This window comes from Mycobacterium sp. NGS11, assembly GCF_059813315.1.
The window spans coordinates 181,330-207,589 of the sequence record NZ_JCALEJ010000004.1 but is presented as its reverse complement, the minus strand read 5'-3'; the positions used below and the strand labels follow the sequence as shown (position 1 = coordinate 207,589).

Sequence of the window (26,260 nt, the reverse complement as noted above, 5' to 3'; positions counted from 1 at the left end):
TTGATCCTCAGTGGCCGTAAAAGCATCAAGGGAATTCGTCGTCAACGCGCCGCCAGAAGTGGTCATGGAGGCGCTGACCGATGTCGGCGTCCTGTCATCGTGGTCGCCGCTGCACAAACATGTCGAGGTGATAGACCGGTATCCCGACGGCCGGCCGCACCACGTCAAGGCCACCATCAAGGTTCTCGGGCTGGTCGACAAAGAGGTCCTGGAATACCACTGGGGACCGGATTGGGTTGTCTACGACGCCAAGGGGACCTCGCAGCAGCACGGCCAGCACGTCGAGTACACCCTCAAACCCGAAGGGGTCGACCAGACTCGGGTGCGCTTCGACATCACCGTCGAACCCGGCCGGCCCATGCCTGCGTTCGTCGTGCGGCGCGCGGCCGAGAGTGTTCTCGACGCCGCGATGAAAGGGTTGTGCGACCAGGTGGCAGGCGGCAGCGGTTCTTCCCGGCCGGAATAGCCTTCGCCGGTGGCTGCGCTGGCGTTAACTTAGTACTAGTGGCCGTTCAAGCATCTTCGGAAATCGTCATCGACGCGCCTCCGGAAGTCATTATGGAGGCGCTCGCCGATATGGATGCCGTGCCCTCGTGGTCGTCGGTCCACAAGCGGGTCGAGGTCGTCGACAAGCATCCCGACGGCCGCCCCCACCACGTGAAGGTCACGATCTCGGTGACCGGCATCCACGACACGGAAGTGCTCGAATACCATTGGGGCGCAGACTGGATGGTGTGGGACGCCCACAAGACGGCGCAGCAGCATGGTCAGCACGGCGAGTACAACCTGAGCCGCTTGGGCGTCGACAAGACCAGGGTGCGCTTCACCATCACCGTCGAACCCTGGGCGCCGCTACCGGAGTTCTGGATAGCCCGGGCCCGAAAGAAAATTTTGCACTCGGCGCTGGAGGGGCTGCGCAAGCGGGTGATGGAGGGCTTCGGATCGGCTAGGTAGCGTCGCGCAGCCCGGCGAGTCGCTTGATCGCCTCGTCGAGGGTGTCGTCGCGTTTGCAGAAGGTGAAGCGCACCAAGTGATTCCACACATCGGCCGGACCGTGCGTGGCCGCCGGCTCGCAGAAGGCCGACATCGGGATCGCGGCGACTCCAACCTTTTCCGGGAGCGCCGCGCAGAACGCGCCGCTGTCGTCGTAGCCCAGCGGACGGGGATCGGCGCACAGGAAGTAGGTGCCGGCGCTGTCGTGCACCTCGAACCCGACGTCGATCAGCCCGGCGGCCAGTCGATCGCGCCTGGCCTGCAAAGTGGCGCGCAGGCCGGCCACCCACGCGCCCTCGGTCTCCAGTGCCAGGGCCACCGCCGGCTGGAACGGCGCGCCGCCGACATAGCTCAGATACTGTTTCGCCGCGCGCATCCCCGCGATGAGATGCGCTGGGCCGCAAGCCCATCCGATCTTCCAGCCGGTGCAGTTGAACATCTTGGCGGCGCTGGAGATGGTGATCGTCCGCTCGGCCATGCCGTCGAAGCCGGCCAGCGGAACGTGCTGCCGCCCGTCGAATACCAGGTGCTCGTAGACCTCATCGGTGATCACCAGCAGGTCCGCCGCGGTCGCGACCTCGGCGATGGCCGCCAACTCGTCGGCACTCAGCACGGTGCCGGTCGGGTTGTGCGGGGAGTTGACAATCAGCGCGCGGGTCCGTGGCGTCACGGCCCGGCGCAGGGCGTCGGCGTCCAGGGCGAAGCCGCGGCCGTGGGGGACCAGGGGCACGACCACCCGTTGCGCGGAGGCCATCGCCACCACCGGTGAATAGGAGTCGTAGAACGGTTCGATGAGCAGGACCTCGGAGCCGGGTTCGACCAGGCCGATCACCGCCGAGGCGATGGCCTCGGTCGCCCCCACCGTCACCAGCACCTCGGCGTCGGGGTCGTAGGTGATGCCGTAGCGGCGCTGCCGCTGGGCGGCGATGGCGTGGCGCAGCGGTGCGATGCCGATGCCCGGTGGGTACTGGTTGACGCCGTCGGCGATGGCCTCCTGGGCGGCCTTCAGCATCGCCGGGGGTCCGTCCTCGTCGGGGAACCCCTGGCCGAGGTTCACCGCTCCGATCCGCGCGGCCAGCGCCGACATTTCGGCGAACACCGTGGTCGCGTAGGGGCGCAGTCGCGACACCGTCATGGTGGTTGAGCTTAGGCGCGGCGGGCCACGGCCAGTGCCCGGGACGTGGCAGGCCAGCGTGAAGTTAATTGCACACTCGTCGCCGAGCGTGAAAGTAGTTTCACGGTCGGCCGGGGCGGCCGTCCCGGCCGGGCGAGCCGACGCGTGGTCGTCGTCACACGCCGCCCCTGAGCTGCGCGGTTTGGCCAACCAACAGGTTGGCCGGGGGCCCTGTTAGGGTGGGGCGGGATCTAGTCTTCAAGACGGATTCGAACCCTATTCGCCAGATCAGGAAGTCGTCATGTCCGAAGAAGCTTTTATCTATGAGGCCATCCGCACCCCGCGGGGCAAGCAGCGCAACGGTTCGCTGAACGAGGTGAAGCCACTCAACCTGGTCGTAGGCCTGGTTGACGAGCTCCGGCGGCGTTTCCCCGACCTCGACGAGAACCTGATCAGCGACATGATCCTGGGTGTGGTGTCCCCGGTCGGCGACCAGGGCGGCGACATCGCCCGCACCGCGGTGCTGGCCGCCGGCCTGCCCGAGACCACCGGCGGCGTGCAGCTCAACCGGTTCTGCGCGTCGGGCCTCGAGGCCGTCAACACCGCCGCGCAGAAGGTACGGTCCGGCTGGGACGACCTGGTGCTGGCCGGCGGTGTCGAGTCGATGAGCCGCGTCCCGATGGGCTCCGACGGCGGCGCCTGGGCAACCGACCCCGAGACCAACTACCAGATCGGGTTCGTGCCCCAGGGCATCGGCGCCGACCTGATCGCCACCATCGAAGGCTTCTCCCGCGAGGACGTCGACCGCTACGCGCTGCGCTCCCAGGAGAAGGCGGCCGCGGCGTGGTCCGGCGGCTACTTTGCCAAGTCGGTCGTTCCGGTGCGCGACCAGAACGGTCTGGTGATCCTCGACCACGACGAGCACATGCGGCCCGACACCACGCTCGAAGGCCTGGGCAAGCTGAAGACCGCGTTCGACGGCATCGGCGAGATGGGCGGCTTCGACGACGTGGCGCTGACCAAATACCACTATGTCGAGAAGATCAACCACGTCCACACCGGCGGCAACAGCTCCGGCATCGTCGACGGCGCCGCGCTGGTGCTGGTCGGTTCGGAAGCGGCCGGCAAGTCGCAGGGCCTGACCCCACGGGCGCGCATCGTGGCCACCGCCACCAGCGGCTCGGACCCCGTCATCATGCTCACCGGCCCGACCCCTGCCACGCGCAAGGTGCTCGACCGCGCGGGCCTGACGATCGACGACATCGACCTGTTCGAGCTCAACGAGGCGTTCGCGTCGGTGGTCTTGAAGTTCCAGAAGGACCTCAACATTCCGGACGAGAAGCTCAACGTCAACGGTGGCGCCATCGCGATGGGCCACCCGCTGGGCGCCACGGGCGCCATGATCACCGGCACCATGGTCGACGAGCTCGAGCGCCGCAACGCGCGTCGCGCCCTGGTCACGCTGTGCATCGGCGGCGGCATGGGTGTCGCCACCATCATCGAGAGGGTTTAAGACCATGGCAGAGAACACCATTCAGTGGGATAAGGACGCCGACGGCATCGTCACGCTGACCCTGGACGACCCCACCGGGTCGGCCAACGTGATGAACGAGCACTACAGCGAGTCCATGCACAACGCTGTGGAACGCCTTGCCGCCGAAAAGGATTCGATCACCGGTGTGGTCATCACCAGCGCGAAGAAGACCTTCTTCGCCGGCGGCGACCTCAAGGGCATGATCAACCTCGGCCCGGAGAACGCCGGCGAGGCGTTCGACACCGTCGAGTCGGTCAAGCGTGACCTGCGCGCCCTGGAGACCCTCGGCAAGCCAGTCGTCGCCGCCATCAACGGGGCCGCGCTGGGCGGTGGCCTGGAGATCGCGCTGGCCTGTCACCACCGCATCGCCGCGGACGTCAAGGGTCTGGTCGTCGGCCTGCCCGAGGTCACGCTGGGCCTGCTGCCCGGCGGCGGCGGGGTGACCCGCACCGTGCGGATGTTCGGCATCCAGAACGCTTTCATGAACATCCTGTCGCAGGGCACCCGCTTCAAGGCCGACAAGGCCAAGGAGATCGGCCTGGTCGACGAACTCGTCGGCTCGGTCGACGAATTGGTGCCCGCCGCCAAGGCGTGGATCAAGGCCAACCCCGACTCACACGAACAGCCTTGGGACAAAAAGGGTTACAAGATGCCCGGCGGTACCCCGTCCAGCCCCGCGCTGGCGGCGAACTTGCCGGCGTTCCCGGCGCTGCTGAAGAAGCAGCTCAAGGGCGCGCCGATGCCGGCGCCGCGGGCCATCCTGGACGCCGTGGTCGAGGGCGCGCAGGTGGACTTCGATACCGCCAGCCGCATCGAGAGCCGCTACTTCACCCAGCTGGTCACCGGCCAGGTCGCCAAGAACATGATCCAGGCGTTCTTCTTCGACCTGCAGCACATCAACGGCGGTGGTTCCCGGCCGGACGGCATCGAGCCGGTCAAGATCAACAAGATCGGGGTGCTGGGCGCGGGCATGATGGGCGCCGGTATCGCCTACGTGTCGGCCAAGGCCGGGTACGAGGTGGTGCTCAAGGACGTCAGCCTCGAGGCCGCCCAGAAGGGCAAGGGCTACTCGGAAAAGCTTGAGGCCAAGGCACTTCAGCGGGGCAAGACCACCGAGGAGAAGAGCAAGGCGCTGCTGGACCGGATCACGCCGGCCGCCGACCCGGCCGACCTCAAGGGCGTCGACTTCGTGATCGAGGCCGTGTTCGAGAACCAGGAACTCAAGCACAAGGTGTTCCAGGAGATCGAGGACGTCGTCGAGCCCAACGCGTTGCTGGGGTCGAACACCTCGACGCTGCCGATCACCGGTCTGGCGACCGGTGTGAAGCGCCAGGAGGACTTCATCGGGATCCACTTCTTCTCGCCGGTCGACAAGATGCCGCTGGTGGAAATCATCAAGGGCGAGAAGACCTCTGACGAGGCGCTGGCCCGCGTGTTCGACTACACGCTGGCCATCGGCAAGACCCCGATCGTGGTGAACGACAGCCGCGGATTCTTCACCAGCCGCGTCATCGGCACGTTCGTCAACGAGGCGCTGGCGATGCTGGGTGAGGGCGTGGAGCCCGCGAGCGTCGAGCACGCCGGTTCGCAGGCCGGCTACCCGGCGCCGCCGCTGCAGCTGTCCGACGAGCTGAACCTGGAGCTGATGCACAAGATCGCGACGGCCACCCGCAAGGGCGTGGAGGACGCGGGCGGCACTTACGAGCCGCACCCGGCGGAGGCCGTCGTCGAGAAGATGATCGAGCTGGAGCGGCCCTCGCGGTTGAAGGGCGCCGGCTTCTACGAGTACGTCGACGGCAAGCGGACCCGGTTGTGGCCGGGCCTGCGCGAGACGTTCAAGTCCGGCAGCGCGGAAATCCCGTTGCAGGACATGATCGATCGCATGCTGTTCGCTGAAGCGCTCGAGACGCAGAAGTGCCTTGACGAGGGCGTGCTGACGTCGACCGCCGACGCCAACATCGGGTCCATCATGGGCATCGGGTTCCCGCCGTACACCGGTGGTAGCGCGCAGTTCATCGTCGGTTACCAGGGCGCGGGTGGTATCGGCAAGGAAGCCTTCGTGGCCCGGGCCAAGGAGCTGGCCGCCCGGTACGGCGACCGCTTCCTGCCACCGGCATCGCTGAGCTGATCACCGACGCAAGCGGCCAGCCCCCGAAGCGACGTTTTCGGGGGCTGGTGCGTTCGGTGGCTCGACGGCTGTGCTGCGCCCGAGACTTAAGTTATTGCGAAGCGATACGGCGTGTCGTCGCAACAGGTTACGTGTCGCCGCGCGCGAATAGGTAGTACCACGCCGGGGTCTTCTCGGCGCGGTCCAGCTCGCGCTCGGGGCCGGCCGACAACAGCGTCCAGCTCTGCGCGAATCGGCGTTCCATCTCGGCGCGGTCGACTCCGCGCACCCCGACCCGACCGCCGGGCACGAACGCGACGATCAGCAGCCGTGCGTCGGGCCTCGCCAGGGCGCTGATCTCGCGGACGTAGGCGTCGCGGTCGGCGTCGCTCATGTTGTGCAGGCAGCCGTTGTCCACGATCAAGTCGAAGTTCGCGCCGACGCCGGACCGGCTCAGTTGCGTGACGTCGGCCCGAAGGAACTCGACGGCGGCGCCCGCCGCGCTGGCCTTGGCACGTGCGCGTTCCAGTGGCTTGGCCACGAAGTCGACCGCGGTGACCTTCCAGCCGTGTTGGGCCAGATAGATCGAGCAGTCGCCGGTACCGCAGCCGACCTCCAGGGCCGACCCGGCGGTCAGTGCCGCGGCGTCAGCCGTTCCCTCGACCAGGCCCCGCAGGCTCTGCGCCAGCGGATGACCATCCCACGGGGTGAACCCGATGCGGTAAAAGATCCGAAACAGCGTTTGTTTGGAAGCCATAGCTCACCCTAGGCCCGCGGGGGCGGTCACCTGGAGGCGGCGGCGATGCGGCGCCATTGCTCCCGCGGGAACGCCCGGGGATCGGGCAGCAGCACCTGGACGCAGACGTGGTCGGCGCCCGCGGAACGATGCTCGGCGACGCGGCGCATGATGGCCTCTTCATCACCCCACGCGATGATGGCGTCGAACAGCCGATCGCTCACCTGCGACAGGTCGTCTTCGGTGAAGCCGCTGCGCAGCAGGTTGTTGGCGTAGTTGGGCAACGCCAAATACGACCGCAGCCAATCGGTTCCGATCTGTCGGGCCTCGTCGGCGCTGTCGGTCAAGATCACCGTCTGTTCGGGCAGCAGCAACGGACCGCTGCCCAAAGTCGAACGGGCAGAAGCGGTGTGCTCGGGGGTGACGAGGTAAGGATGGGCGCCGCCGGCCCGGGTCGCCGACAACGTCAGCATCTTGGGGCCCAGCGCGGCAAGCACCCGGCGCTCGGTGGGAACCGGCCGCGGCGCGGCGTCCAGGCCGTCCAGAAAGGATGCGGTGGCCGCCAGTGGTTTGCGATATCGCCCGGGTTGGCCGGCGTCGATCAGCGGGGCGTGGCTGACGCCGATCCCGAGCAGGAAGCGGTCACCGTGCTCGGCCGTCAGCGTCGCGTAGGAGTCGGCGACATCGCCGGGCGAATGCATCCACAGATTCAGGATGCCCGTGGCGATCACGGTCCGCTTGGTCGCGCCGAGCAGATGCCCCACCGCGTCGAACACCGGCCCGCCGACATCGGGTATCCACAGCGCCGGGAACCCCAGTTCGTCGAGTTCGGCTGCGGCCTCCGCGGATTCGGTCGGGTCACCGTAGCGTAGCTGACTGCTCCAGATTCCAACGCCCGTCAATTCCATGTGCAGTCTTCCCTTCGTGGCGCGCGCCTGCCGCGGTGGCTCGGGCCGCGGCTCTACACGACATGCTGTCAGACGTCGCTTCCGGAGTATTCGGGCACCGGCATCGAATCGTGCATCCGGACGCCCCTGGTGTTGAGCTTCGCCACAGAACGGGACAGCGACCCGGGCATCGCCGAGATCAGCTGGGCTCCACGGGTTAACGCCCACACTCCGATTCGTGAACCGGGGATGATGCCTTTGGCGGCGCCGCGGGCGAAAGTCCGGCTGCGCCGCACCGATTCGTGCATCCGCAGTTCGTAGGCGGCGAAGGCGCGCAGGTGGTCCCCGTCCGCCTCGGCGAGCTCTCCGGCCAACACATACGCGCCCAGGACGGCGAGACTGGTGCTGCCGCCCACCGCGGGCCCCGGGCAGTAACCAGCGTCACCGACCAGGGTGACCCGCCGCCGTGACCACCGGTCGGTGCGCAGCTGGGTGATCGAGTCGAAGTAGAAGGTGGGCGTGTGCTCCAGTTCTGCCAGCCAGGTGTCCACCTGTTCGTGCATGCCGGCGAAAGTGTCGCGCAGTATCTCCTTCTGCCGCAACGCATCGCGATGCTCGTAATCCAATTCCTCTTTGCTGCGGAACAGGAACACCGCCCGGGCGTCGTCCAGGTGGTCCGCCGTGTAGATTCCGGCGAAACGGCCGACGCCGACGTGACCGACCATCTCGCCGGATTCGACGAGCGCCTTGGGCGCCGACAACACCGACAGGTACCCGCCGAGAAAGCGCGTCAGGTTGGCTTCCTCGCCGAAGGTCAGGCGCCGAACGTTGGAGTGCAGCCCGTCGGCGCCCACGATGACGTCGAAGGTACGCGCCGGCGAATGCTCGAATGTCACGGTGCCGTCGTGCTCGATCGCGGTGATGGAATCACCGAACACGTACTCGACGTCGTCGCGGGCCGCGTCGTAGTAGATCTCGCTCAGGTCGTCGCGCATGATTTCCACGTGCGAATCGGAGGTCGCGGCGTAGATCTTGGTGAGGTCGACCTCGATGGCCTTCGTCCGCCCTTCGCGGTACATCGTCAACCGTTCCGTTCCGGTGGCCCGCGCCTCGATGCGCGGAAGCACACCCATCTTCGTCGAGATTTCCATTGCGGGACGGAACAAGTCGACGGCGTGGCCACCGGTTTTGCGCAGCGTCGGTGCGCGCTCCACCACGGTGACGTCGAAACCGTACCGGGTGAGCCAGTACGCCAGGACCGGACCCGCGATGCTGGCGCCCGAGATGAGTATGCGCATGATCACCTCCCACGCTTACTTAACGTTCGGTAAGCTTAACATCCCACTTACCTATCGGTAAGTCAGGTAAATTGGCGGGGTGAGCAGGCCCCGGTCGGATACCCGTGAGCGCATCCAACAGGTCGCCCGGGAGCTCTTCTTGCAGCGCGGCGTGCAGCGCACCAGCCTGCAGGACATCGCGGACCGGCTGGGTATCACCAAACCCGCCTTGTACTACCACTTTCCCTCACGCGAAGACCTGGTGCGCAGCATCTTGGTGCCGCTGATTGACGAGGGTGAACGCTTCGTGGCCGAGCACGAGGGTCGCCGCCGCGACAATGCGCGCGAGCTGCTGGAGGGGTATTTCGATTTCCACTACCGGCACCGCCGGGACCTGGTGCTGCTGTTGACCGAGCTGTCGACGCTGATCGACCTCGACCTCATCGACACGGTGCTCGCGTGGCGTGAGCGGCTGGCCAGGCTGGTGTTCGGCAAGAAGCCGACGCTCGCGCAGTCCACCCGGGCGGTGGTCGCGTTCGGTGGCTTGCAGGATTGCTGCGTGCAGTTTCCCGATGCGCCGTACGAAGAGCTACGCGAGAAGTCGGTTGCGGCCGCGCTCGACGCGCTGGGTGGGTAGCGGAGGGCTACAGTCCCGGTATGCGCTTTGGACTCTTCATTCCGCAAGGCTGGCGAATGGATCTGGTCGGTATCGAACCCGAGAACCACTGGGCGGTGATGCGAGATCTGGCGACCTACGCGGACCGCAGCGCCTGGGACTCGCTGTGGGTCTACGACCATTTCCACACCGTTCCGGTGCCGACGGGTGAAGCCACCCACGAAGCCTGGTCGTTGATGGCGGCATATGCGGCCACCACCTCGCGGATCAAACTCGGTCAGATGTGCACGGCGATGAGCTACCGCAACCCCGTCTACCTCGCCAAGGTCGCCGCGACTGCCGACATCATCTCCGGTGGCCGCATCCAGATGGGGATCGGCGGTGGCTGGTACGAACACGAATGGCGCGCTTACGGTTACGGATTCCCGTCGGCGGGGGTGCGGTTGGGTCGACTCGACGAGGGCGTGCAGATCATGCGCGACGCCTGGCGCGACGGCAAGGTCAGCTTCGAGGGCAAGCATTACCAGGTTGACGGGGCGATCGTCGCGCCAAAGCCCCTGCGGGAAAACGGAATTCCGCTATGGATCGCCGGCGGTGGTGAGAAGGTGACGTTGCGGATCGCCGCTCAATACGCGCAGTACACGAACTTCACGCCGGAGCCCGAAGCGTTCGCGCACAAGTCCGAGGTGCTGGCCGAGCACTGCCGCAGCGTGGGCACTGATTATCACGCGATTGTGCGGTCGGTCAACGTCAATGCGATCGTCGGCAACTCCGAGGCCGATGTCAAAGACCGGCTGCAACGAGTCCGCGACCGGCTGGTGGGTTGTGTGGGCGAGGCCGCGGCGGATGCGATGATCGCCGGCACCAGCGGACCGGACTCGGCGACGGGCACACCGGATCAGGTGATCGAGCGACTCGCGAAGATCCGCGACCTCGGGTGCGAATACGCCATCTGCTACTTCCCCGAGGCCGCCTACGATCGTTCGGGTATCGAGATGTTCGAGAGCCAGGTCATACCCGCGCTGACTTAGCCAACCTCGAAAGCCAGCGTCAGATGTCGGAAGTCGTGTACCTGGTCTTGGCCGGCGGCTCGGCCAGCAGCGGAGGAAGCTGGGTGAGCTTGCCTTCGCCGGCGCGGAAGGCGCGGTAGGCCTCGTCGTTTTCGACCGTCTCCCAGATCTCGTAGATGAGCCAGTGCGCTTCGTCGTCTTCGTCGACGAGCACGTCAGTGCGGACGTTGCCGTCGAACGCCCGGGTGTCCTGTAGCGCCCGGCCCATCAGCTCGCGGCCCGCAGCGACCTCGTCGGGCTTGAATCTGAGCTCAAGTATCACGGTGACCGTCATGGGCCCAACATATCTTCGCGCCTGGTCGGGCGGCGGCCCACCCGTCCCCCAAGGAGGAGAATGCGGTTTCCACTTTTCGGAAAGCTGTTATACGGTTCAGTCGGAATTGTTCAATTTGGTGCACCGTGGACGTCGCTGGAGGACCCCTCAATGCAGAAGGCGCTGGCTCCCGAGATCTCAACCTGGCCCGACGAGAATCCGCAGCTGATCGGCAGTCGGTGCGGTGATTGCAACGCCACCACCTTTCCGGTGCAGGAGCGGTGCCCGCGGTGCAGCGGAGGCGCGATGAGCGACGTGCTGTTGCCGCGGACCGGGACCGTCGTCGCTTGGACCACCCAGGGCTTCCCGCCCGGGGCCCCGTACGCCGGCCCGACCGGCAAGGACTTCGTGCCGTTCGGCGTGGGTCTGGTCCAGCTCGGCGACGTGATCCGGGTCGAGGGCCGGCTGACCGAGAGCGACCCCGCCAAGCTGAAGTTCGGCCAGGAAGTCGAACTCACCATGGTGCCGTTCACCACCGACGCGGACGGCAACGAGATCGTCACGTTCGCTTTCCAGCCGGTCTAGACAGAAGGAGCCTGAGATGACCAATGATGTGGCGATCGTCGGTGTGGGCCTGCATCCTTTCGGCCGGTTCGAGAAGACCGCGATGCAGATGGGCGCCGAGGCCATTCAGTCCGCGCTCACCGACGCCGGAGCGCAGTGGAAGGACATCCAGTTCGGCTTCGGTGGCAGTCACGAAGTGTCCAACCCGGACGCCGTGACCCGCCTGGTCGGACTGACCGGCATCACCTTCACCAACGTCTTCAACGCCTGCGCCACCGCGGCCAGCGCCATCCAGCAGACCGCGGACACCATCCGGCTGGGCAAGTACGACATCGGCATCGCCATCGGCTTGGACAAGCACCCCCGCGGCGCCTTCACCGACGACCCCGCCAAGCTGGCGCTGCCGCAGTGGTACGCGCAGAACGGTCAGTTCGTCACCACCAAGTTCTTCGGGATGAAGGCCAACAAGTACTTGCACGACCACAACATCTCCCAGGAGACGCTGGCGCGGGTGGCCAACAAGAACTTCCGCAATGGCGCACTGAACCCGAATGCCTTCCGGCGCAAGGAGATCTCGGTCGAGGAGATCCTCAACTCGACCGTGCTCAACTACCCGTTGACGCAGTACATGTTCTGCGCGCCCGACGAGGGGGCCGCGGCCGTGATCATGTGCCGCGCGGACATCGCGCACAGGTTCACCGACAAGCCGGTGTACGTGCGCGCCTGTGAGATCCGCACCCGCACGTTCGGTGCGTACGAGGTGCACGCCACCTTCGCGCCGCTCGATGAGGACGTCTCCCCGACGGTGTACGCCGCCAGGGCGGCCTACGAAGCCGCGGGCATCGGGCCCGAGGACGTCGACGTCGCCCAGCTGCAGGACACCGACGCCGGCAACGAGGTCATCCACATGGCCGAGACGGGGCTGTGCGCCGACGGCGAGCAGGAGAAGCTGCTGGCCGACGGTGCCACCGAGATCCACGGCTCGATGCCGGTCAACACCGACGGCGGGCTGATCGCCAACGGCGAGCCGATCGGCGCGTCGGGGCTGCGGCAGATGCACGAACTGGTGCGGCAGCTGCGCGGCGAGGCGGGGGAGCGGCAGGTGCCCGGCAACCCGCGCGTCGGCCTGGCCCAGGTTTACGGTGCGCCCGGCACCGCGTCGGCGACCATCCTGTCGCTCTGAATCGCTTGCACCGCAGCCTAAATCGCCGGGCCCAGCAGGTCGTCCGCGTCGCGGATGATGTAGCCGTAGCCCTGCTCGGCCAGGAAGCGCTGCCGGTGCGCGGCGTACTCGGCGTCCAGGCTGTCGCGCGCCACCACGGAATAGAAGATGGCGCCGCCGCCGTCGGACTTGGGCCGCAGCAACCGGCCCAGCCGTTGCGCCTCCTCCTGGCGTGAGCCGAACGTTCCCGAGACCTGCACCGCCACAGAGGCTTCCGGCAGGTCGATGGAGAAGTTCGCAACCTTGGACACCACCAGGGTGGACAGCTCGCCGCGCCGGAACGCGTCGAACAGTTCCTCGCGTTCCTTGGTCCGGGTGGACCCCTGGATCACCGGGGCGTTCAGCTCGGCGCCAAGCTCGTCGAGCTGATCGAGATAGGCACCGATCACCAGCGTCTGCTCACCGGGATGCTTCGCCAGGATCGACTTGACCACAGCGATTTTGGTGTGGACAGTCGAGCACAACTTGTACCGCTCTTCGGGCTCGGCGGTGGCGTAAAGCATGCGCTCGTTGTCGGTCATGGTGACCCGCACCTCGACGCACTCGGCCGGCGCGATCCAGCCCTGCGCCTCGATATCCTTCCACGGCGCGTCATAGCGCTTCGGGCCGATCAGCGAGAACACATCGCCCTCGCGGCCGTCCTCGCGGACCAGCGTGGCCGTCAGACCCAGGCGCCGCTTGGACTGCAGATCGGCGGTCATCCGGAACACCGGCGCGGGCAACAGGTGGACCTCGTCGTAGATGATCAGCCCCCAGTCCCGGCTGTCGAAGAGTTCCAGGTGCCGGTATTCACCCTTGGTGCGGCGGGTGATCATCTGATACGTCGAAATGGTGACGGGCCGAATCTCCTTGCGCTCGCCGGAATATTCGCCGATCTCGTCCTCGGTGAGCGACGTGCGCGCGATCAGCTCGCGCTTCCATTGCCGGGCCGCGACGATGTTGGTGACCAGAATCAACGTCGTCGCACCGGCTTTCGCCATGGCGGCCGCGCCCACCAGCGTCTTGCCGGCGCCGCACGGAAGCACCACCACCCCGGATCCGCCGGACCAGAAGGAGTCGGTGGCCATCTGCTGATAGTCGCGCAGGTGCCAGCCGTCCTGGGCCAGGCTGATCGGATGCGCTTCGCCGTCGACGTAGCCCGCGAGATCCTCGGCAGGCCAACCGATCTTGAGCAGCATCTGCTTGACGCGGCCGCGCTCGCTGGGATGGACGACGACCGTGTCGTCGTCGATGCGGGCGCCGAGCATCGGGGCAATCTTCTTGTTGCGCAACACCTCTTCGAGCACCGCGCGATCCAGGCTCACCAGCGTCAGGCCGTGCGCGGGGTTCTTCACCAGCTGCAGGCGACCGTAGCGGGCCATGGTGTCGACGATGTCGACCAGCAGTGGTTGGGGCACCGCGTAGCGCGAGAAGCTGACCAGCGCGTCGACCACCTGTTCGGCGTCATGACCCGCGGCGCGGGCGTTCCACAGCGCCAGCGGCGTGATGCGGTAGGTGTGCACGTGCTCGGGTGCGCGTTCCAGCTCGGCGAACGGCGCGATGGCGGCGCGCGCCGCGCCGGCCAGCTCGTGGTCTACCTCGAGCAACACCGTCTTGTCGGACTGCACGATCAACGGTCCGTCAGACATGTTCAGCGCCACTCCTTCTCATCGGTGCTTCTGCGTGCCAACCATTATCCGGCGGTGGCCGACACGACCGAGGTGATGCGGTGGATGGCGAAGTCACGCAGCCGCCCGGACGCGGAATCGAAGGCGACCAGCTGACCGCCCTTGATGGTGATCGGCGACACCACCCGCTGGGTGGCCACGCCCGCCGCATCCAGATAACCGATCACCAGGGTGTCTTGTTCCTTGGCCGCGCGCTGCAGCTGCGTCATGGTCACGGCGGGATCGATGCGGATATTGCCGAACGGTGCGGCGGTCACCTTGCGAAGCACGGCCACCACCGCGTTGAGGCTTTCACTGTTGGGGCGCCGGGCCGGGCGATAGGGCCGGCGCTGCTGGGGTGTGGCCACCCGGGCGCCGCGCGGACGCACGTCGACGATGGCGCCGGATGAATCCTCAGCCGCCGGCGCGAAGCCCGCGGACCGCAGGGCGGCGAGCACCTCGCCGATCGGAGCCGGCGACACCGCGACCGTCGGCGCCAGGGCCCGCAACTGCACCTCCCCGGCCGCCGGCGCGGCCAAAGCCTGGGCCAGCAGCGCGGGGTCCTCGCACCGCACGAACGACGCGGCGATGCCGATCCGCAGCTGCCCGTGCCGGCGCGCGACATCGTCGATCAGATAGGTAAGCCCTTGGGGCACAGGCGTTTTGGAATGCCTGGCGAATAAGGAATGCATCCAGTCGCGAGTCTTGCCGACATCGAGTGCGTGCCGGATCGACTGCTCGCTGACGCGGTACACCATCGCGGCGCCGGCCGATTCGACGGTGGCGACGACGGCGAGTTGCTCGGCCAGGTCGCGTTCCAATGGCCCGGGCACGACCACGGTCAGGTCCGCCTGCACCAAAAAGTGGTCGACCGGTTTGGGTAGCGCCCGGTTCATCGCCTCGATCGCGACCTGCGGATCGCCGTCGTTGTCGAGCAGCGCACGGCCGGGTGTGCTGATCGCGCCGCGGCCGACCAGTCCCAAGGCGGTGCTCTCGGCGAGCAGGTCCCCGACGGGCCCGGGCTGCAACCGCTTCGCCCAGCGTGGACGCCGCCAGATCAGCGCCGCCGAGGCTGCCGCCGCGTCGACGCCGGCGCCGGGGGACAGCTCGGAGAGCATGCCGAGCAGCAGCCGGCGATCCAGCGGCGCGGCCGTCGAGTACAGGCCGTCGGTGAGAGCCCCGTAGGGCTTCGCGTCGGGGCCCCGACTGCCGATCAGCGCCGGCCGACCGGGAAGGTCGAGCCAGCTGCCGGCCAACAGCTGCCAGCGTTCGGCCGCCGACATCGCGGTGTACCGGTCGGTGGCGACCGTCGGCGCCCAGTACGGCGCCTCGCCGGTGACCGGCTCGGGGTCGGGCATGCCGCTGGCGATCAATCCGGCCGCGGCCGTGACTTCGAGGATCAATCCAAGCCGCGGCTCGTCGATGCCCGTCACCTTGCTGAGCCGCTTGACGTCGCGAATTCCCAGGCCGCCGCTGCGCAGCTCGGAAACCGGTGCGGCGGAAAGCGTTTCAAGCAGGACGTCGACCTCGTGTAGCAAGTCGATGACGGCCCCGGCGGCCACCGCGTCCGCGTCGTGGGCCGTGGTCGTCGAGACCACCGGGTCGGGTGCGGTCAGCTGCATAGGGCCCGGCTGCTCGCCGCGCAGCACCTGCCCGACGTGGCGGGGCAAGATCACCGTCTCGGCGTCGACGCGCCGCAGCAGGCCTATGGCCAGCAGCTGGGGGACCGGCCGGTCGGCGGGCGCGCCGGGCGCGGCGTCGCGAGTGCGGCCCATCGGGGAACCCTCGAGAAGCTTCTCCAGCACGTCGAGCTGGGCCTGATCGAGATCGTCGATCAGACCGGCGATCTGCTCGGCGCTGCGCGACGTGTCCTCGAGAATGACCTGGCCCGGATGCCAGGGCATCCCCGTCGCGGCGTCGGCTGCTACGCGCAGCGCGGCCTCACCCCAGACCAGGGCGCGTTGCCGGAGGTCGTCCAGCGCATCGAGGACGTCGGCTTCGGCGGCGCGGTCACCGATCAGCGCCAGCAGTTTCGCGGCGGGCACCGGCTCCGCGTCGGCCTGCAGCACCAGCAGCGCATCGAGTACGGCCAGGCGCAGGAAGTCGAGGTCGTCGGTGCCGGCCTTGATCGACTGGCGGGCCTGGGCGCGCGCGGCCAGCGCGGCGATGCTGCCGGGTGGGGGCTGGGCCAGGTCCGGCCGCAACTCCAACAGTCGGATCAGCCGCTCATCGGATAACTCGGCCAGCCACGACCCCAGCGGGATATCCGGGGTGTTGTCGGTCATTGCTGACCAGCGTAAAGCAGGTGGCGGGTACCCAGCAGACGCTCAGCGCGGGGAGGTCTGATTGAACCGTGCCTGGCGCCGGGAGTAATCGCCCCAACGCCGGATCGAGTCTGCGGCGACGTGCCGCACGGGCACATTCTTAAGGCGGGCGCGGCGGCGCAACTTGTTCACGGCGTCGTCCATGGAAATGTCGAATCGCGAGCTGAGCATCCCGGCGGCGATCGTCACATCGAGGTCGAAGTCGTCGGTGTCCAATTGCGATTCGATATGCACTCCGTCGGACAGGAGAGCCGAGACCGCCAGGTCGGCCGCGATCGCGGTGTCGATCCATTCGGCGTGGTCGGGAGCGCGTTCGCGGCGGCTGCGATAGACGGTGAACGCTCCTACTACGTCGCCGTCGAGCATCATCGGATACGCGGAGACTCCGACGATGCCGAGGTCGAGGGCGGCCGTGGCGTAGCCGGGCCAGAGGGCACAATCGCTGGCCAGGTCGGCGACGTGCACCGGAACGCCGCTGAGCAGGGCCGCATGCATGGGACCCTCCGCCAATTCGGCGCCCCACTGATCCATGTTGCTGGCGCGGGCGTCGCTGGCGGTCAACAGTGCAAGCTGCCCGGACGCGCTCTGCAGCGAAATAGCTGCGCCGACGACGGTGTCGAATGCTTCCACGGCCAGGACGCACAGCGAGGCCGACCATCCGCGGCCGGGGTTTTCGCGGGTGTGCGCCATGAGCAGCTGCCACAGCCGGCGGCGCCGCTGACTGGATGCCGTCGGGCCGGACGGCCCGCGCGAGGTGCCTACCGCGAGTAGCGCATCGGTCAGCCTCGTGTTCTGCTCGATCAGGAGGTCATGCAGACCGCGATAGCGCGACGCCGTCAGGGCAAGGGCGCGACCGTCTGCGCTGCGGTCGATGCCATCGGCGATCAGCGGGGTGATGTCTTCGACGTGGTGAAGCAACCCCACCACCCGGCCCTCGTCGTCGCTGATCGGAGAGTTAACCGGGCTCCATATCTTGGGAATGAATTCGGCGCTGCCGCTGGGTGCGATGTCGTAACGCTGAATGGGCATCTGGTGCGCGGCCGCGTCCCGCAGGACCCGGCTGAGCGAAGCCTGCAGGTTCTGCACGCCGGTGGCCGCGACGTCGGCGGGATTGTCTGGGAAAGCGTCGAACATCTGCTCGCCGATGAGTTCGTCGCGCTCACGACTCGTCGCCCGCAGGTAGGCGTCGTTGACGGCCCGGATGTTGAGTTCCGCATCCAGGAGCAGGTAAGGAGCCGCCGTCACGGCAAAAACCGGACTGTTCGCGGCGGCGTCTAGCACGGCTGGCACGATCATTTCAGCGTAACTCGGCGTGGCCGACCGTCGCATTACGTTCGAGGGCGCCCAACACCCAAGCCCTTGCGGCTACATGCTGTGCGCCACCTGTCAGAATGGACCTCGTGGCTGACAATGCTGACGGCAAAGCGCGCAAAACCAAGTATGTCGACAACGGCTGGCCGACGACCGACCCCGACGACCACGCGGTGAGCGAACTCGTGACCGATCGCACGGGCGCACTGTCGCCGTTCGGCGAGCTGGTGTTCCCGCTGCCTTCCACCGAACTGCCCTACCTGCACCCGGTCACCGTCGTCAATCGGTAGGCCGCCAGATGGCCTCTGAGGACTCCAAAGCCTCGGCGAAATGGGCGTCGGAGAATTCCGGCCCCGGCGTCCTGTCACATCTGGACGACCGTGGGGCGGCGCACATGGTCGACGTCAGCGAGAAGGCAGCCACCAAGCGAACTGCGATGGCCGCCGGGGTGGTGCGCTCATCGGCGGAAGTGCTGGCGCTGATTTCGACCGGCGGCCTGCCCAAGGGCGATGCCCTGGCCACCGCGCGGATAGCCGGCATTCAGGCCGCGAAGCGCACCAGCGAACTCATCCCGCTATGTCATCAACTCGCTCTCACCGGGGTCGACATCGACTTCACCGTGCGGGAGTCTGAGGTCGAGATCATCGCAACGGTGCGAAGCACCGACCGCACGGGGGTAGAGATGGAAGCGCTGACGGCGGTCAGCGTCGCGGGGCTGACGCTCTACGACATGATCAAGGCGGTAGACCCGGCCGCACGAATCGACGACATTCGAGTGCTGCGCAAGGAAGGCGGCAAGACCGGAAGGTGGGCGCGCCCATGAGCACCCGTTCCGCCCGCATCATCATCGCCTCGACCCGCGCGTCCTCAGGGGCGTACGACGACCGTTGCGGCCCGATCATCGCCGAATGGCTTGCAGAGCGCGGCTTTTCGGCCCCGGAGGCCGAGGTGGTGGCCGACGGGCCACCGGTCGGCGACGCGCTGCGCACCGCGATCGACGCCGGGGCCGACGTCATCATCACCTCCGGCGGCACCGGCATCTCGCCCAGCGACAGCACACCGGACCACACCGTGGCCGTCGTCGACTACCTGATTCCGGGACTGGCGGAAGCGATCCGCCAGTCGGGTCTGCCGAAGGTGCCGACATCGGTGTTGTCGCGCGGGGTGTGCGGTGTGGCCGGCCAGACCCTGATCGTGAACCTGCCCGGTTCGCCCGGGGGGGTTCGCGACGGCCTCGGCGTGCTCGCCGATGTGCTGGACCACGCACTCGATCAGCTCGCCGGCAAAGATCACCCGCGATGACGCTCGTCGTGCGCGCCGCGATGACCGAGCACCCCATTTCACTGGCCGAGCATGAAGAGTTGGTGGGCCATCAGTCGGCAGGGGCCATCGTCGGGTTCGTCGGCATGATCCGCGACCACGACGGCGGACGGCGGGTGGTGCGGCTGGAGTACTCCGCGCACCCGTCTGCCGACCAGGTCATCGCCGACGTGGTGGCCGAGGTGGCCGAGCAGTCCAGCGGCGTGCGCGCCGTCGCCGCCAGCCATCGCATCGGCCCGCTGCGCATCGGAGAGGCGGCGCTGGTTGCGGCCGTCGCCGCCGACCACAGGCAAGCGGCATTCGCCACCTGCGCGCACCTGGTGGACACCATCAAGGCGCGGCTACCGGTGTGGAAGCACCAATTCTTCGCCGACGGAACCGAGGAGTGGGTGGGCTCGGCCTGACGCGCTAGGCACGGCGGCCACCGGAACGGTGCGCCGAGCCCGACACGCCCCGAAAAGGAGGGGTTTCGGGGCGTGCGGGGAGTACGGCGGCGTCAGGCGTTAGGAGACGGCTGAGCGAGAGCGTCCAGCGCGTCGTTCCCGTGAACGTCCTGGGCCCGGATCGCATCCCACAGCTGCACGAGGTAGTTACCTTCAGAAGCCTGCTGCGGCATGTCTTCCGGAACGAAACCGTGGAAGCCCGTGTCCACGACGGGCGGTGCGTCCGCCGGAGGTGCGGGCGGCATCGCGTCGGCCGGAGGTGCGGGCGGCATCGCGTCGGCCGGCGGCGGTGCGTCGGCCGGGGGAGCCGGCGGCAGGTCCACGGGAGGCGCGGGCGGCATCGCGTCGGCCGGGGGAGCCGGCGGCAGGTCCGCCGGGGGCGGCGGAGGAGCGTCCGGCGGTGCCGGCCGGTCAAACCCGGCCAATTGCACCGGAGCGGGCGGGGGCGCGTCGGCGGGCGGGGCCAGCGGTGCCGGGGCGCCATTGATGCCGGGCGCATCCAGGCTGGCCGGAGCCGGCACGTCGCGCTGGGTGGGACCCGACAGGGGGCCACCGCACACGGGCCAGGCGCCACGACCCTGGGTGGCGAGCACCCGCTCGGCGACGGCGATCTGCTGTTCCTTGCTGGCGAGTTCGGCCGACGGTGCGTACTGGCCACCGCCGTGTGCGGCCCAGGTGCTCGCGCTGAATTGCACGCCACCGTGGTAGCCATTGCCGGTATTGATGCCCCAGTTGCCACCGGATTCGCAACGGGCTACCTGATCCCATTCACCGTCGGTGGCTGCGGCCGCTTGGCCGGCAAGGGCGATGCTGCCGCCACCAAGTACCGCGCCGGTGAAGGCGATCTTGGCGACGCTGATGTTCGAACTGCTGGGCTTACGGTGACGTCCACTCATACGCGCCGATGTATTCCTCTCTCGTCACGCGCCTGCGAGGTCAGCTGTCGGGTTCGGGTTGGAGAGGCCACCCGGCCGGCGTGGTCTCGAACGAGACGACGTCGACTTCACCCCTAGGAGCCGCGAGCGGCCCCAATCCGATCACGGTGGACCGGTGGGTCCCCCGTCTCCATCCATGTAGTTCGGAGGCCCCCGCCTATTGGATGGAGCTCGGCGCGATAGGGAGGGGAGGTCCGCCAATCGGGATGGCTGGCGAGCCTCCGGAGACGTTAACCGTTTCTGTTGGTCTCGTCACGTCTAGGGAAACCCGGCGTTTCCCGCTCGGCCATCTACGAAAACCGCAGGAACACATAGTGTTTGCGCAGGTCGCAATGCGCGATATCGGAGCGTGATCGCGCCGTTATCGTTCCGTTACGTGAGATATGTCACAGTTTCAACCGCCGGAAAATGGCGGCAGAACATCGATCGTGTCACCGGGTTGCAACGCCGCGGTCTCGTCGCGCACCGCGATCCCGTCGCGCAGGTATGAGCATCGGGTCAAAACGGTGGCCAGGAGGGGCCCTCGAACGGCGAGCCGCTCGACCAGCTCGCCGACCGACGTGCCGGGGCGAAGCACCACTGCCTCGGAGTCGACGCCGGCGGCCGCCCGCGCGGCCGCGAAGTAGCGCACCGTCACCTGGATTCCGTCGGCTTGGACAGGGGTCTGTCCCATGGGACTAGCCACCGATCGCGCTCATCGGGCGGTCGGGCTGGATGAAGTTCGGATCGTTGATGCCGTGGCCGGCGGGCTTGCCCCACATCGCGGCGCGCCACGCCGCCTCGACGGCGTCGTCGGGCGCACCGCTACGCAGCAGCCCACGCAGGTCGGTCTCCTGCTCGGCGAACAGGCAGCTGCGGACCTGACCGTCGGCCGTCAAGCGGGTGCGGTCACACGCCCCGCAGAACGCGTGCGAGACAGATGCGATGACCCCGAACTTGCCGCTCGGCGTGCCGGGGCCGGTATCGACCAGCCACAGCTCGGCGGGGGCCGATCCCCGCGGCGCGGGGTCGGGCCGCAGCCGGAAGTGGGGGCGCAGCGCGGCCAGCACGTCGTCGGCGCTCAGCGCCGCGTCCCGCCGCCATCGGTGTCCGGCGTCCAGCGGCATCTGCTCGATGACGCGCAACTGGTAGCCGTGCTCGAGGCAGAACCGCAACAACCCCACCACGTCTTCGCGGCCGGTGCCGGGGTCCAGAACGGCGTTCACCTTCACGGGCGTCAGGCCGGCGTCGTTGGCGGCTGCCAGGCCGTCCAGCACGTCTGCGAGCCGGTCGCGACGGGTGATGGCCGCGAAATTCCGGCGATCCACGCTGTCGAGTGAGACGTTGACCCGATTCAGGCCGGCCGCGGCGAGCCCGGCTGCGCGCCGCGCCAGCCCGACACCGTTGGTGGTCAGCGAGATCTCGGGGCGGGGCTGCAGGGCGGCCGCCTCGGCCACCACCTCTTCGAGGTGGCGCGCCAGCAGGGGTTCACCGCCCGTGAACCGCACGCTGGTGACCCCCAGCCGGGTGACCGCGATCCGCATCAGTCTGGCCACCTCGTGGGCGCTCAGCAGTTGTTCGCCCGGCAGCCAGTTGAGGCCTTCGGCCGGCATGCAATAGCTGCACCGCAGGTTGCAGCGGTCGGTCAGCGAGACCCGCAGATCGGTGGCGACCCGCCCGTAGGTGTCCACCAGCGGGCCGCTGGCCGGCACATCGCCGGGAACGGCCGGGCCGTCATCGCGGCGCGGCACCGAGGGGACGCCCAACGTCGTCAGGGTCATGCGGCCACCGGCGGCGCGTAGTGGGTCGGCGAGCTGACCGGCACGATCTGCTTACCCAGCGGCATCAGCGACACCGGAATCAGTTTCAGGTTGGCCAGCGCCAGCGGGAGGCCGACGATCGTGAGCGCCATCGCCGCCGCGCTGACCAGATGACCGATCGCCAGCCACACCCCGAACAGCACGACCCAGATGACGTTTCCGACCAGGGCGCCGGACCCCGCCGTCGACTTGTCCACAATCGTGCGGCCGAACGGCCACAGCGCGTATGAGGCGATGCGCAGCGACGCGAAGCCGAACGGAATGGTGACGATGAGCACGAAGCTGACGATCGCCGCGGCCAGGTAGCCGACGGCCATCCAGAGGCCGCCGAAGACTAGCCAGATGACGTTCAGGATCAGGCGCATATCTCCTCCGCGGTTATCACCAAGCGTACCGAGTGCCAAATAACGGGGGTGCTCGTCATCTGGGCTTCCGAGTAGGATCAGACTCCTAATACGGCGTCCTGCGCAGGCGGGACGCATATTTTGTTGCCTAATTCCGTTGATTCGTTAGACAAGCAGGTGAGACCAGTGCCGACGGGCAAGGTGAAGTGGTACGACGCTGACAAGGGCTTCGGCTTCCTGTCGCAAGAGGACGGCGAAGACGTGTACGTTCGCTCGTCGGCGTTGCCCGCTGGGGTCGAGGGCCTCAAGGCGGGCCAGCGTGTCGAGTTCGGCATCGCCTCCGGACGGCGTGGACCGCAAGCGTTGAGCCTCAAACTGATTGAGCCGCCGCCCAGCCTGACCAAGACGCGGCGCGAGGTGCCCGCCGAGCACAAGCACAGCCCCGACGAGCTGCACGGCATGGTCGAGGACATGATCACGCTGCTGGAAAGCGCGGTGCAGCCCGAGTTGCGCAAGGGTCGCTACCCGGACCGCAAGACCGCCCGCCGGGTTTCCGAGGTGGTCAAGGCCGTAGCCCGCGAACTCGACTCCTGACGGTGCCTGTGTCCGGCCACGCCGGCCGGCCGGTGGCACACGGCCAACCAGCAGAATCACCGTCTGCGCCCCAACGGAGGGTGGCGACGCCCGCACTGGGGTACTCCCTGCTCACGACGGGTATCGAGCAAGGAGGCTGTGATGGCGCAGCAAAAGCAGGTCACCGAAGAGGAAGCGAGAGCTCTCGCCGAGGAGTCTCGTGAAACGGGTTGGGAAAGACCATCTTTCGCCAAGGAGTTGTTCCTTGGTCGTTTTCCGCTGGAGCTGATTCACCCGTTTCCCACACCGTCGGAGGCTGACGAGGCGCGCACCCGTGCGTTTCTCGACCGGCTACGAGAGTTCCTGGGCACCGTGGATGGCAGCGTCATCGAACGCGATGCGCACATCCCTGACGAGTATGTGAAGGGTCTGGCCGATCTGGGCTGTTTCGGGATGAAGATACCGTCCGATTACGGCGGGCTGAATATGTCGCAAGTCGCCTACAACCGGGCCCTGATGATGGTGACGAGCGTGCATCCGAGTCTCGGCGCACTGCTGTCGGCTCATCAATCCATCGGCGTACCCGAGCCGCTCAAGCTTGCCGGGACACCCGAGCAGAAGCGAAAGTTCTTGCCGCGGTGCGCGGCTGGGGCGATATCGGCATTTCTGCTTACTGAACCCGACGTCGGCTCCGACCCGGCACGGCTGGCCTCGACGGCGACACCGGTCGAGGACGGCAAGGCCTACGAACTCGATGGCGTGAAGTTGTGGACCACCAATGGCGTGGTCGCAGAGCTGCTGGTGGTGATGGCCCGGGTGCCCAAGGGCGACGGACATCGAGGCGGCATCAGCGCCTTTGTCGTCGAGGCTGATTCGCCCGGCATCACCGTGGAGCGACGCAATAAATTCATGGGGCTGCGCGGCATCGAGAACGGTGTGACCAGGCTGCACAAGGTCCGGGTCCCGAGCGAAAACCTGATCGGCCGCGAAGGCGACGGCTTGAAGATCGCGCTGACCACCCTCAACGCCGGACGGTTGTCGATTCCCGCCAGTGCGACGGGCTCGTCGAAGTGGGCACTGAAGATAGCGCGCGAATGGTCCGGTGAGCGTGTGCAGTGGGGCAAACCATTGGCCCAACACGAGGCGGTGGCACGCAAGCTCTCGTTCATCGCCGCGACCAACTACGCCCTTGACGCGGTGCTGGAACTGTCCGCCCAGATGGCCGATGAGGGCCGCAACGACATCCGCATCGAGGCGGCGTTGGCCAAGCTATGGTCCAGCGAGATGGCCTGCCTGATCGCCGACGAGGTCATGCAGATTCGGGGCGGGCGGGGATATGAGACGGCGGAGTCGCTGGCGGCGCGCGGCGAACGTGCGGTTCCGGTCGAGCAGGCGGTGCGGGACCTGCGGATCAATCGCATCTTCGAGGGGTCCAGTGAGATCATGAGACTGCTCATCGCACGCGAAGCGGTCGATGCCCATCTCGCCGCGGCCGGTGACCTCGCGAAGCCCGACACCGGCTTGCGGCAGAAGGCCGCCGCGGCCGTCGGGGCAAGCGGGTTCTACGCAAAGTGGTTGCCGCAGCTGGTTTTCGGTGAAGGGCAGCGGCCCCGCGCCTACCATGAGTTCGGTCCGCTGGCGGCACACCTGCGCTTCGTCGAACGCTCCAGCCGCAAGCTGGCACGCAACACGTTCTACGGGATGGCACGTTGGCAGGCAAAACTGGAGCAGCGGCAGGGCTTCCTCGGGCGCGTGGTCGATATCGGTGCCGAACTGTTCGCGATGTCCGCGGCGTGCGTGCGGGCGGAGTCACAACGCGCCGCCGATGCGGCAATTGGTCAGCAGGCGTACGAGCTCGCCGAAACGTTCTGCCGGCAAGCGGCCTTGCGGGTGGAAGCCCTGTTTCACGCCCTGTGGGACAACACCGACGGCAGCGATGTCGCGCTCACCCGTAACCTGCTTCAGGGGCGCTACGGCTGGCTCGAGGACGGGGTCATCGATCAGTCCGAGGGCACCGGGCCGTGGATCGCCGAGTGGGACGAGGGCGCGTCGACCGAGACCAACTTGGCCCGGAGATTTCTCACGACCTGAGGCGCAGGTCGAACCTGAGGCGGCTGAATCCCGGCGATCGCTCGGCAATGAATCGATGTTGAGCGACTATGGGAGATATGGCTTCCTATGTTGCTTCGGCGGGCGAATTTACCCGCGACACCGACTACATCACCACCCGCATCACCGCCGATGGGCGCGACGGCTATCCGGTCGAGCCCGGGCGGTACCGGCTGGTCGTCGCCCGGGCGTGCCCATGGGCGAACCGCGCGATCATCGTGCGCCGCCTGCTGGGCCTGGAAAGTGTTCTCTCCATTGGCTTTTGCGGCCCCACCCACGACGAGCGCAGCTGGACGTTCGATCTCGATCCCGGCGGCGTCGACCCGGTGCTGAAGATCCCGCGGCTGCAGGACGCCTACTTCAAGCGTTTCCCGGACTACCCCAAGGGCATCACGGTCCCGGCGATCGTCGACGTGGGAACCGGTGAGGTGGTCACCAACGACTTCGCGCAGATGACCCTGGATCTGTCGACGGAATGGTCGGCATACCACCGCGACGGGGCACCCGAGCTGTATCCCGAACACTTGCGCTCCGAGATCGACGAGGTGAGCAAGAAGGTCTACACCGAGATCAACAACGGCGTGTACCGGTGCGGGTTCGCCGGCTCGCAGCAGGCCTACGAAGCCGCCTACGACCGGTTGTTCACCGCGCTGGATTGGGTGAGCGAACGGCTGAGCGAACAGCGATTCCTAGTGGGAGACACCATCACCGAAGCCGACGTCCGGTTGTTCACCACCCTGGCCCGCTTCGACCCGGTCTATCACGGCCATTTCAAATGCAACCGCAGCAAACTGAGCGAAATGCCGGTGCTGTGGGCCTATGCGCGCGACCTGTTCCAGACACCCGGATTCGGTGACACCGTCGACTTCGTCCAGATCAAGCAGCACTACTACATCGTGCACGCCGACATCAATCCCACCCGGATCGTGCCCAAGGGTCCGGACCTGGCCAGCTGGCTATCTCCGCACGGGCGAGAAAGTCTCGGTGGCAAGCCGTTCGGAACGGGGACACCGCCCGGGCCGCCGGTCGAAGGCGAACGCGTGCCCGCCGGGCACGGGGCCTAGTTCGTGGCGCCGAACGTCG

At 67.4% G+C, this 26,260-nt stretch carries 27 protein-coding genes and 1 riboswitch; of the genes, 15 read left to right on the top strand and 12 right to left on the bottom strand.

Going from position 1 to position 26,260, the window contains the following annotated elements; all coding sequences use genetic code 11:
* Positions 1–10: 10 nt before the first annotated feature.
* A complete protein-coding gene (locus tag AC5Y4T_RS07770; RefSeq protein WP_499918615.1) occupies positions 11–466 on the top strand; it encodes an SRPBCC family protein in 456 nt (151 codons plus the stop codon).
* Between the two features lie 38 nt (positions 467–504).
* Complete coding sequence (locus tag AC5Y4T_RS07765; RefSeq protein WP_499918613.1) at positions 505–954, top strand: SRPBCC family protein; 450 nt, start codon at positions 505–507, stop codon at positions 952–954.
* Here AC5Y4T_RS07765 and AC5Y4T_RS07760 read toward each other — a convergent pair.
* The gene (locus tag AC5Y4T_RS07760) at positions 947–2,128 is read right to left on the bottom strand and encodes a pyridoxal phosphate-dependent aminotransferase (protein WP_499918610.1); all 1,182 of its coding nucleotides are present in this window, start codon (positions 2,126–2,128) and stop codon (positions 947–949) included. The two genes, AC5Y4T_RS07765 and AC5Y4T_RS07760, sit on opposite strands and share 8 nt — an antisense overlap.
* 280 nt (positions 2,129–2,408) lie before the next feature.
* Here AC5Y4T_RS07760 and AC5Y4T_RS07755 point away from each other — a divergent pair, with 280 nt between their 5' ends.
* Complete coding sequence (locus tag AC5Y4T_RS07755; protein ID WP_067352530.1) at positions 2,409–3,620, top strand: acetyl-CoA C-acetyltransferase; 1,212 nt, start codon at positions 2,409–2,411, stop codon at positions 3,618–3,620.
* A gap of 4 nt (positions 3,621–3,624) precedes the next feature.
* Entirely contained in the window at positions 3,625–5,769 is a 2,145-nt protein-coding gene (locus AC5Y4T_RS07750; protein ID WP_499952557.1) for a 3-hydroxyacyl-CoA dehydrogenase NAD-binding domain-containing protein, read from the top strand.
* Positions 5,770–5,896: 127 nt separating this feature from the next.
* Here the strand turns inward: AC5Y4T_RS07750 and AC5Y4T_RS07745 are convergent, their stop codons facing one another.
* The 3 genes from AC5Y4T_RS07745 to AC5Y4T_RS07735 all read right to left on the bottom strand — a co-directional run bounded on the left by AC5Y4T_RS07745 (position 5,897) and on the right by AC5Y4T_RS07735 (position 8,669).
* Positions 5,897–6,505, bottom strand: coding sequence for a class I SAM-dependent methyltransferase (locus AC5Y4T_RS07745; RefSeq protein WP_499952555.1), 609 nt, complete (start codon positions 6,503–6,505; stop codon positions 5,897–5,899).
* A gap of 26 nt (positions 6,506–6,531) precedes the next feature.
* A complete protein-coding gene (locus AC5Y4T_RS07740; protein ID WP_499918600.1) occupies positions 6,532–7,392 on the bottom strand; it encodes an LLM class F420-dependent oxidoreductase in 861 nt (286 codons plus the stop codon).
* Positions 7,393–7,460: 68 nt separating this feature from the next.
* A complete protein-coding gene (locus tag AC5Y4T_RS07735) occupies positions 7,461–8,669 on the bottom strand; it encodes an FAD-dependent monooxygenase (RefSeq protein ID WP_499918596.1) in 1,209 nt (402 codons plus the stop codon).
* A 79-nt stretch (positions 8,670–8,748) separates the two neighbouring features.
* On the opposite strand from AC5Y4T_RS07735, the gene AC5Y4T_RS07730 reads away from it, so the two are divergent.
* Entirely contained in the window at positions 8,749–9,285 is a 537-nt protein-coding gene (locus AC5Y4T_RS07730; RefSeq protein WP_499952554.1) for a TetR/AcrR family transcriptional regulator, read from the top strand.
* A gap of 20 nt (positions 9,286–9,305) precedes the next feature.
* Positions 9,306–10,295, top strand: a complete 990-nt coding sequence (locus tag AC5Y4T_RS07725) for an LLM class F420-dependent oxidoreductase (protein ID WP_499949608.1) — start codon at positions 9,306–9,308, stop codon at positions 10,293–10,295.
* Between the two features lie 19 nt (positions 10,296–10,314).
* Here the strand turns inward: AC5Y4T_RS07725 and AC5Y4T_RS07720 are convergent, their stop codons facing one another.
* Positions 10,315–10,608, bottom strand: coding sequence for a putative quinol monooxygenase (locus AC5Y4T_RS07720; RefSeq protein ID WP_499952553.1), 294 nt, complete (start codon positions 10,606–10,608; stop codon positions 10,315–10,317).
* A 150-nt stretch (positions 10,609–10,758) separates the two neighbouring features.
* On the opposite strand from AC5Y4T_RS07720, the gene AC5Y4T_RS07715 reads away from it, so the two are divergent.
* Both AC5Y4T_RS07715 and AC5Y4T_RS07710 read left to right on the top strand, forming a co-directional pair.
* Positions 10,759–11,172: a Zn-ribbon domain-containing OB-fold protein gene (locus AC5Y4T_RS07715; protein WP_499918586.1), complete on the top strand. Its 414-nt coding sequence runs from the start codon at positions 10,759–10,761 to the stop codon at positions 11,170–11,172.
* A 16-nt stretch (positions 11,173–11,188) separates the two neighbouring features.
* On the top strand, positions 11,189–12,334 hold the full coding sequence (locus tag AC5Y4T_RS07710) for a thiolase family protein (RefSeq protein ID WP_499952552.1): 1,146 nt from the start codon (positions 11,189–11,191) through the stop codon (positions 12,332–12,334).
* A 17-nt stretch (positions 12,335–12,351) separates the two neighbouring features.
* Here the strand turns inward: AC5Y4T_RS07710 and AC5Y4T_RS07705 are convergent, their stop codons facing one another.
* The 3 genes from AC5Y4T_RS07705 to AC5Y4T_RS07695 are packed head-to-tail and all read right to left on the bottom strand — an operon-like array spanning position 12,352 to position 17,633.
* Positions 12,352–14,001, bottom strand: coding sequence for a DNA repair helicase XPB (locus tag AC5Y4T_RS07705; protein ID WP_499918581.1), 1,650 nt, complete (start codon positions 13,999–14,001; stop codon positions 12,352–12,354).
* A gap of 44 nt (positions 14,002–14,045) precedes the next feature.
* The gene (locus AC5Y4T_RS07700; protein WP_499952551.1) at positions 14,046–16,304 is read right to left on the bottom strand and encodes a helicase-associated domain-containing protein; all 2,259 of its coding nucleotides are present in this window, start codon (positions 16,302–16,304) and stop codon (positions 14,046–14,048) included.
* Between the two features lie 42 nt (positions 16,305–16,346).
* The gene (locus AC5Y4T_RS07695; RefSeq protein WP_499918578.1) at positions 16,347–17,633 is read right to left on the bottom strand and encodes a PAS domain-containing protein; all 1,287 of its coding nucleotides are present in this window, start codon (positions 17,631–17,633) and stop codon (positions 16,347–16,349) included.
* 110 nt (positions 17,634–17,743) lie between these two features.
* On the opposite strand from AC5Y4T_RS07695, the gene AC5Y4T_RS07690 reads away from it, so the two are divergent.
* The 4 genes from AC5Y4T_RS07690 to AC5Y4T_RS07675 are packed head-to-tail and all read left to right on the top strand — an operon-like array spanning position 17,744 to position 19,378.
* Complete coding sequence (locus AC5Y4T_RS07690) at positions 17,744–17,944, top strand: hypothetical protein (protein ID WP_499918575.1); 201 nt, start codon at positions 17,744–17,746, stop codon at positions 17,942–17,944.
* Positions 17,945–17,952: 8 nt separating this feature from the next.
* Positions 17,953–18,477, top strand: a complete 525-nt coding sequence (gene moaC / locus AC5Y4T_RS07685; RefSeq protein WP_499918574.1) for a cyclic pyranopterin monophosphate synthase MoaC — start codon at positions 17,953–17,955, stop codon at positions 18,475–18,477.
* Positions 18,474–18,956 (top strand): MogA/MoaB family molybdenum cofactor biosynthesis protein, encoded by a 483-nt coding sequence (locus AC5Y4T_RS07680; protein WP_499918572.1) that lies wholly within the window; start codon positions 18,474–18,476, stop codon positions 18,954–18,956. The genes moaC and AC5Y4T_RS07680 overlap by 4 nt, the downstream gene beginning before the upstream one ends.
* Positions 18,953–19,378, top strand: coding sequence for a molybdenum cofactor biosynthesis protein MoaE (locus tag AC5Y4T_RS07675; protein ID WP_499918570.1), 426 nt, complete (start codon positions 18,953–18,955; stop codon positions 19,376–19,378). Before AC5Y4T_RS07680 ends, AC5Y4T_RS07675 begins: the two co-directional genes overlap by 4 nt.
* Before the next feature lie 92 nt (positions 19,379–19,470).
* Here the strand turns inward: AC5Y4T_RS07675 and AC5Y4T_RS07670 are convergent, their stop codons facing one another.
* The 4 genes from AC5Y4T_RS07670 to AC5Y4T_RS07655 all read right to left on the bottom strand — a co-directional run bounded on the left by AC5Y4T_RS07670 (position 19,471) and on the right by AC5Y4T_RS07655 (position 22,516).
* Positions 19,471–20,313, bottom strand: a complete 843-nt coding sequence (locus AC5Y4T_RS07670) for a transglycosylase family protein (protein ID WP_499918568.1) — start codon at positions 20,311–20,313, stop codon at positions 19,471–19,473.
* 13 nt (positions 20,314–20,326) lie between these two features.
* A riboswitch (cyclic di-AMP (ydaO/yuaA leader) is annotated at positions 20,327–20,511 on the bottom strand.
* 235 nt (positions 20,512–20,746) lie between these two features.
* A complete protein-coding gene (locus AC5Y4T_RS07665; protein WP_499918566.1) occupies positions 20,747–21,025 on the bottom strand; it encodes a MoaD/ThiS family protein in 279 nt (92 codons plus the stop codon).
* A gap of 4 nt (positions 21,026–21,029) precedes the next feature.
* On the bottom strand, positions 21,030–22,112 hold the full coding sequence (gene moaA, locus AC5Y4T_RS07660) for a GTP 3',8-cyclase MoaA (RefSeq protein ID WP_499918564.1): 1,083 nt from the start codon (positions 22,110–22,112) through the stop codon (positions 21,030–21,032).
* Complete coding sequence (locus AC5Y4T_RS07655) at positions 22,109–22,516, bottom strand: YccF domain-containing protein (RefSeq protein WP_499918563.1); 408 nt, start codon at positions 22,514–22,516, stop codon at positions 22,109–22,111. The genes moaA and AC5Y4T_RS07655 overlap by 4 nt, the downstream gene beginning before the upstream one ends.
* A gap of 165 nt (positions 22,517–22,681) precedes the next feature.
* Between AC5Y4T_RS07655 and AC5Y4T_RS07650 the strand changes: the two genes are divergently transcribed.
* The 3 genes from AC5Y4T_RS07650 to AC5Y4T_RS07640 all read left to right on the top strand — a co-directional run bounded on the left by AC5Y4T_RS07650 (position 22,682) and on the right by AC5Y4T_RS07640 (position 26,241).
* Positions 22,682–23,089 (top strand): cold-shock protein, encoded by a 408-nt coding sequence (locus tag AC5Y4T_RS07650; protein ID WP_499918561.1) that lies wholly within the window; start codon positions 22,682–22,684, stop codon positions 23,087–23,089.
* A gap of 141 nt (positions 23,090–23,230) precedes the next feature.
* Positions 23,231–25,159: an acyl-CoA dehydrogenase family protein gene (locus AC5Y4T_RS07645; RefSeq protein WP_499918559.1), complete on the top strand. Its 1,929-nt coding sequence runs from the start codon at positions 23,231–23,233 to the stop codon at positions 25,157–25,159.
* A 77-nt stretch (positions 25,160–25,236) separates the two neighbouring features.
* The gene (locus AC5Y4T_RS07640) at positions 25,237–26,241 is read left to right on the top strand and encodes a glutathione S-transferase family protein (protein WP_499918555.1); all 1,005 of its coding nucleotides are present in this window, start codon (positions 25,237–25,239) and stop codon (positions 26,239–26,241) included.
* Positions 26,242–26,260 lie beyond the last annotated feature (19 nt).

Coding starts and splice junctions, on each gene's coding strand:
- AC5Y4T_RS07760 (WP_499918610.1), bottom strand. CDS start 2,128: ATGACGGTGTCGCGACTGCGCCCCTACGCGACCACGGTGTTCGCCGAA.
- AC5Y4T_RS07755 (WP_067352530.1), top strand. CDS start 2,409: ATGTCCGAAGAAGCTTTTATCTATGAGGCCATCCGCACCCCGCGGGGC.
- AC5Y4T_RS07750 (WP_499952557.1), top strand. CDS start 3,625: ATGGCAGAGAACACCATTCAGTGGGATAAGGACGCCGACGGCATCGTC.
- AC5Y4T_RS07745 (WP_499952555.1), bottom strand. CDS start 6,505: ATGGCTTCCAAACAAACGCTGTTTCGGATCTTTTACCGCATCGGGTTC.
- AC5Y4T_RS07740 (WP_499918600.1), bottom strand. CDS start 7,392: ATGGAATTGACGGGCGTTGGAATCTGGAGCAGTCAGCTACGCTACGGT.
- AC5Y4T_RS07735 (WP_499918596.1), bottom strand. CDS start 8,669: ATGCGCATACTCATCTCGGGCGCCAGCATCGCGGGTCCGGTCCTGGCG.
- AC5Y4T_RS07725 (WP_499949608.1), top strand. CDS start 9,306: ATGCGCTTTGGACTCTTCATTCCGCAAGGCTGGCGAATGGATCTGGTC.
- AC5Y4T_RS07720 (WP_499952553.1), bottom strand. CDS start 10,608: ATGACGGTCACCGTGATACTTGAGCTCAGATTCAAGCCCGACGAGGTC.
- AC5Y4T_RS07715 (WP_499918586.1), top strand. CDS start 10,759: ATGCAGAAGGCGCTGGCTCCCGAGATCTCAACCTGGCCCGACGAGAAT.
- AC5Y4T_RS07710 (WP_499952552.1), top strand. CDS start 11,189: ATGACCAATGATGTGGCGATCGTCGGTGTGGGCCTGCATCCTTTCGGC.
- AC5Y4T_RS07705 (WP_499918581.1), bottom strand. CDS start 14,001: ATGTCTGACGGACCGTTGATCGTGCAGTCCGACAAGACGGTGTTGCTC.
- AC5Y4T_RS07700 (WP_499952551.1), bottom strand. CDS start 16,304: ATGACCGACAACACCCCGGATATCCCGCTGGGGTCGTGGCTGGCCGAG.
- moaC (WP_499918574.1), top strand. CDS start 17,953: ATGGCCTCTGAGGACTCCAAAGCCTCGGCGAAATGGGCGTCGGAGAAT.
- AC5Y4T_RS07680 (WP_499918572.1), top strand. CDS start 18,474: ATGAGCACCCGTTCCGCCCGCATCATCATCGCCTCGACCCGCGCGTCC.
- AC5Y4T_RS07675 (WP_499918570.1), top strand. CDS start 18,953: ATGACGCTCGTCGTGCGCGCCGCGATGACCGAGCACCCCATTTCACTG.
- AC5Y4T_RS07670 (WP_499918568.1), bottom strand. CDS start 20,313: ATGAGTGGACGTCACCGTAAGCCCAGCAGTTCGAACATCAGCGTCGCC.
- AC5Y4T_RS07665 (WP_499918566.1), bottom strand. CDS start 21,025: ATGGGACAGACCCCTGTCCAAGCCGACGGAATCCAGGTGACGGTGCGC.
- moaA (WP_499918564.1), bottom strand. CDS start 22,112: ATGACCCTGACGACGTTGGGCGTCCCCTCGGTGCCGCGCCGCGATGAC.
- AC5Y4T_RS07655 (WP_499918563.1), bottom strand. CDS start 22,516: ATGCGCCTGATCCTGAACGTCATCTGGCTAGTCTTCGGCGGCCTCTGG.
- AC5Y4T_RS07645 (WP_499918559.1), top strand. CDS start 23,231: ATGGCGCAGCAAAAGCAGGTCACCGAAGAGGAAGCGAGAGCTCTCGCC.
- AC5Y4T_RS07640 (WP_499918555.1), top strand. CDS start 25,237: ATGGCTTCCTATGTTGCTTCGGCGGGCGAATTTACCCGCGACACCGAC.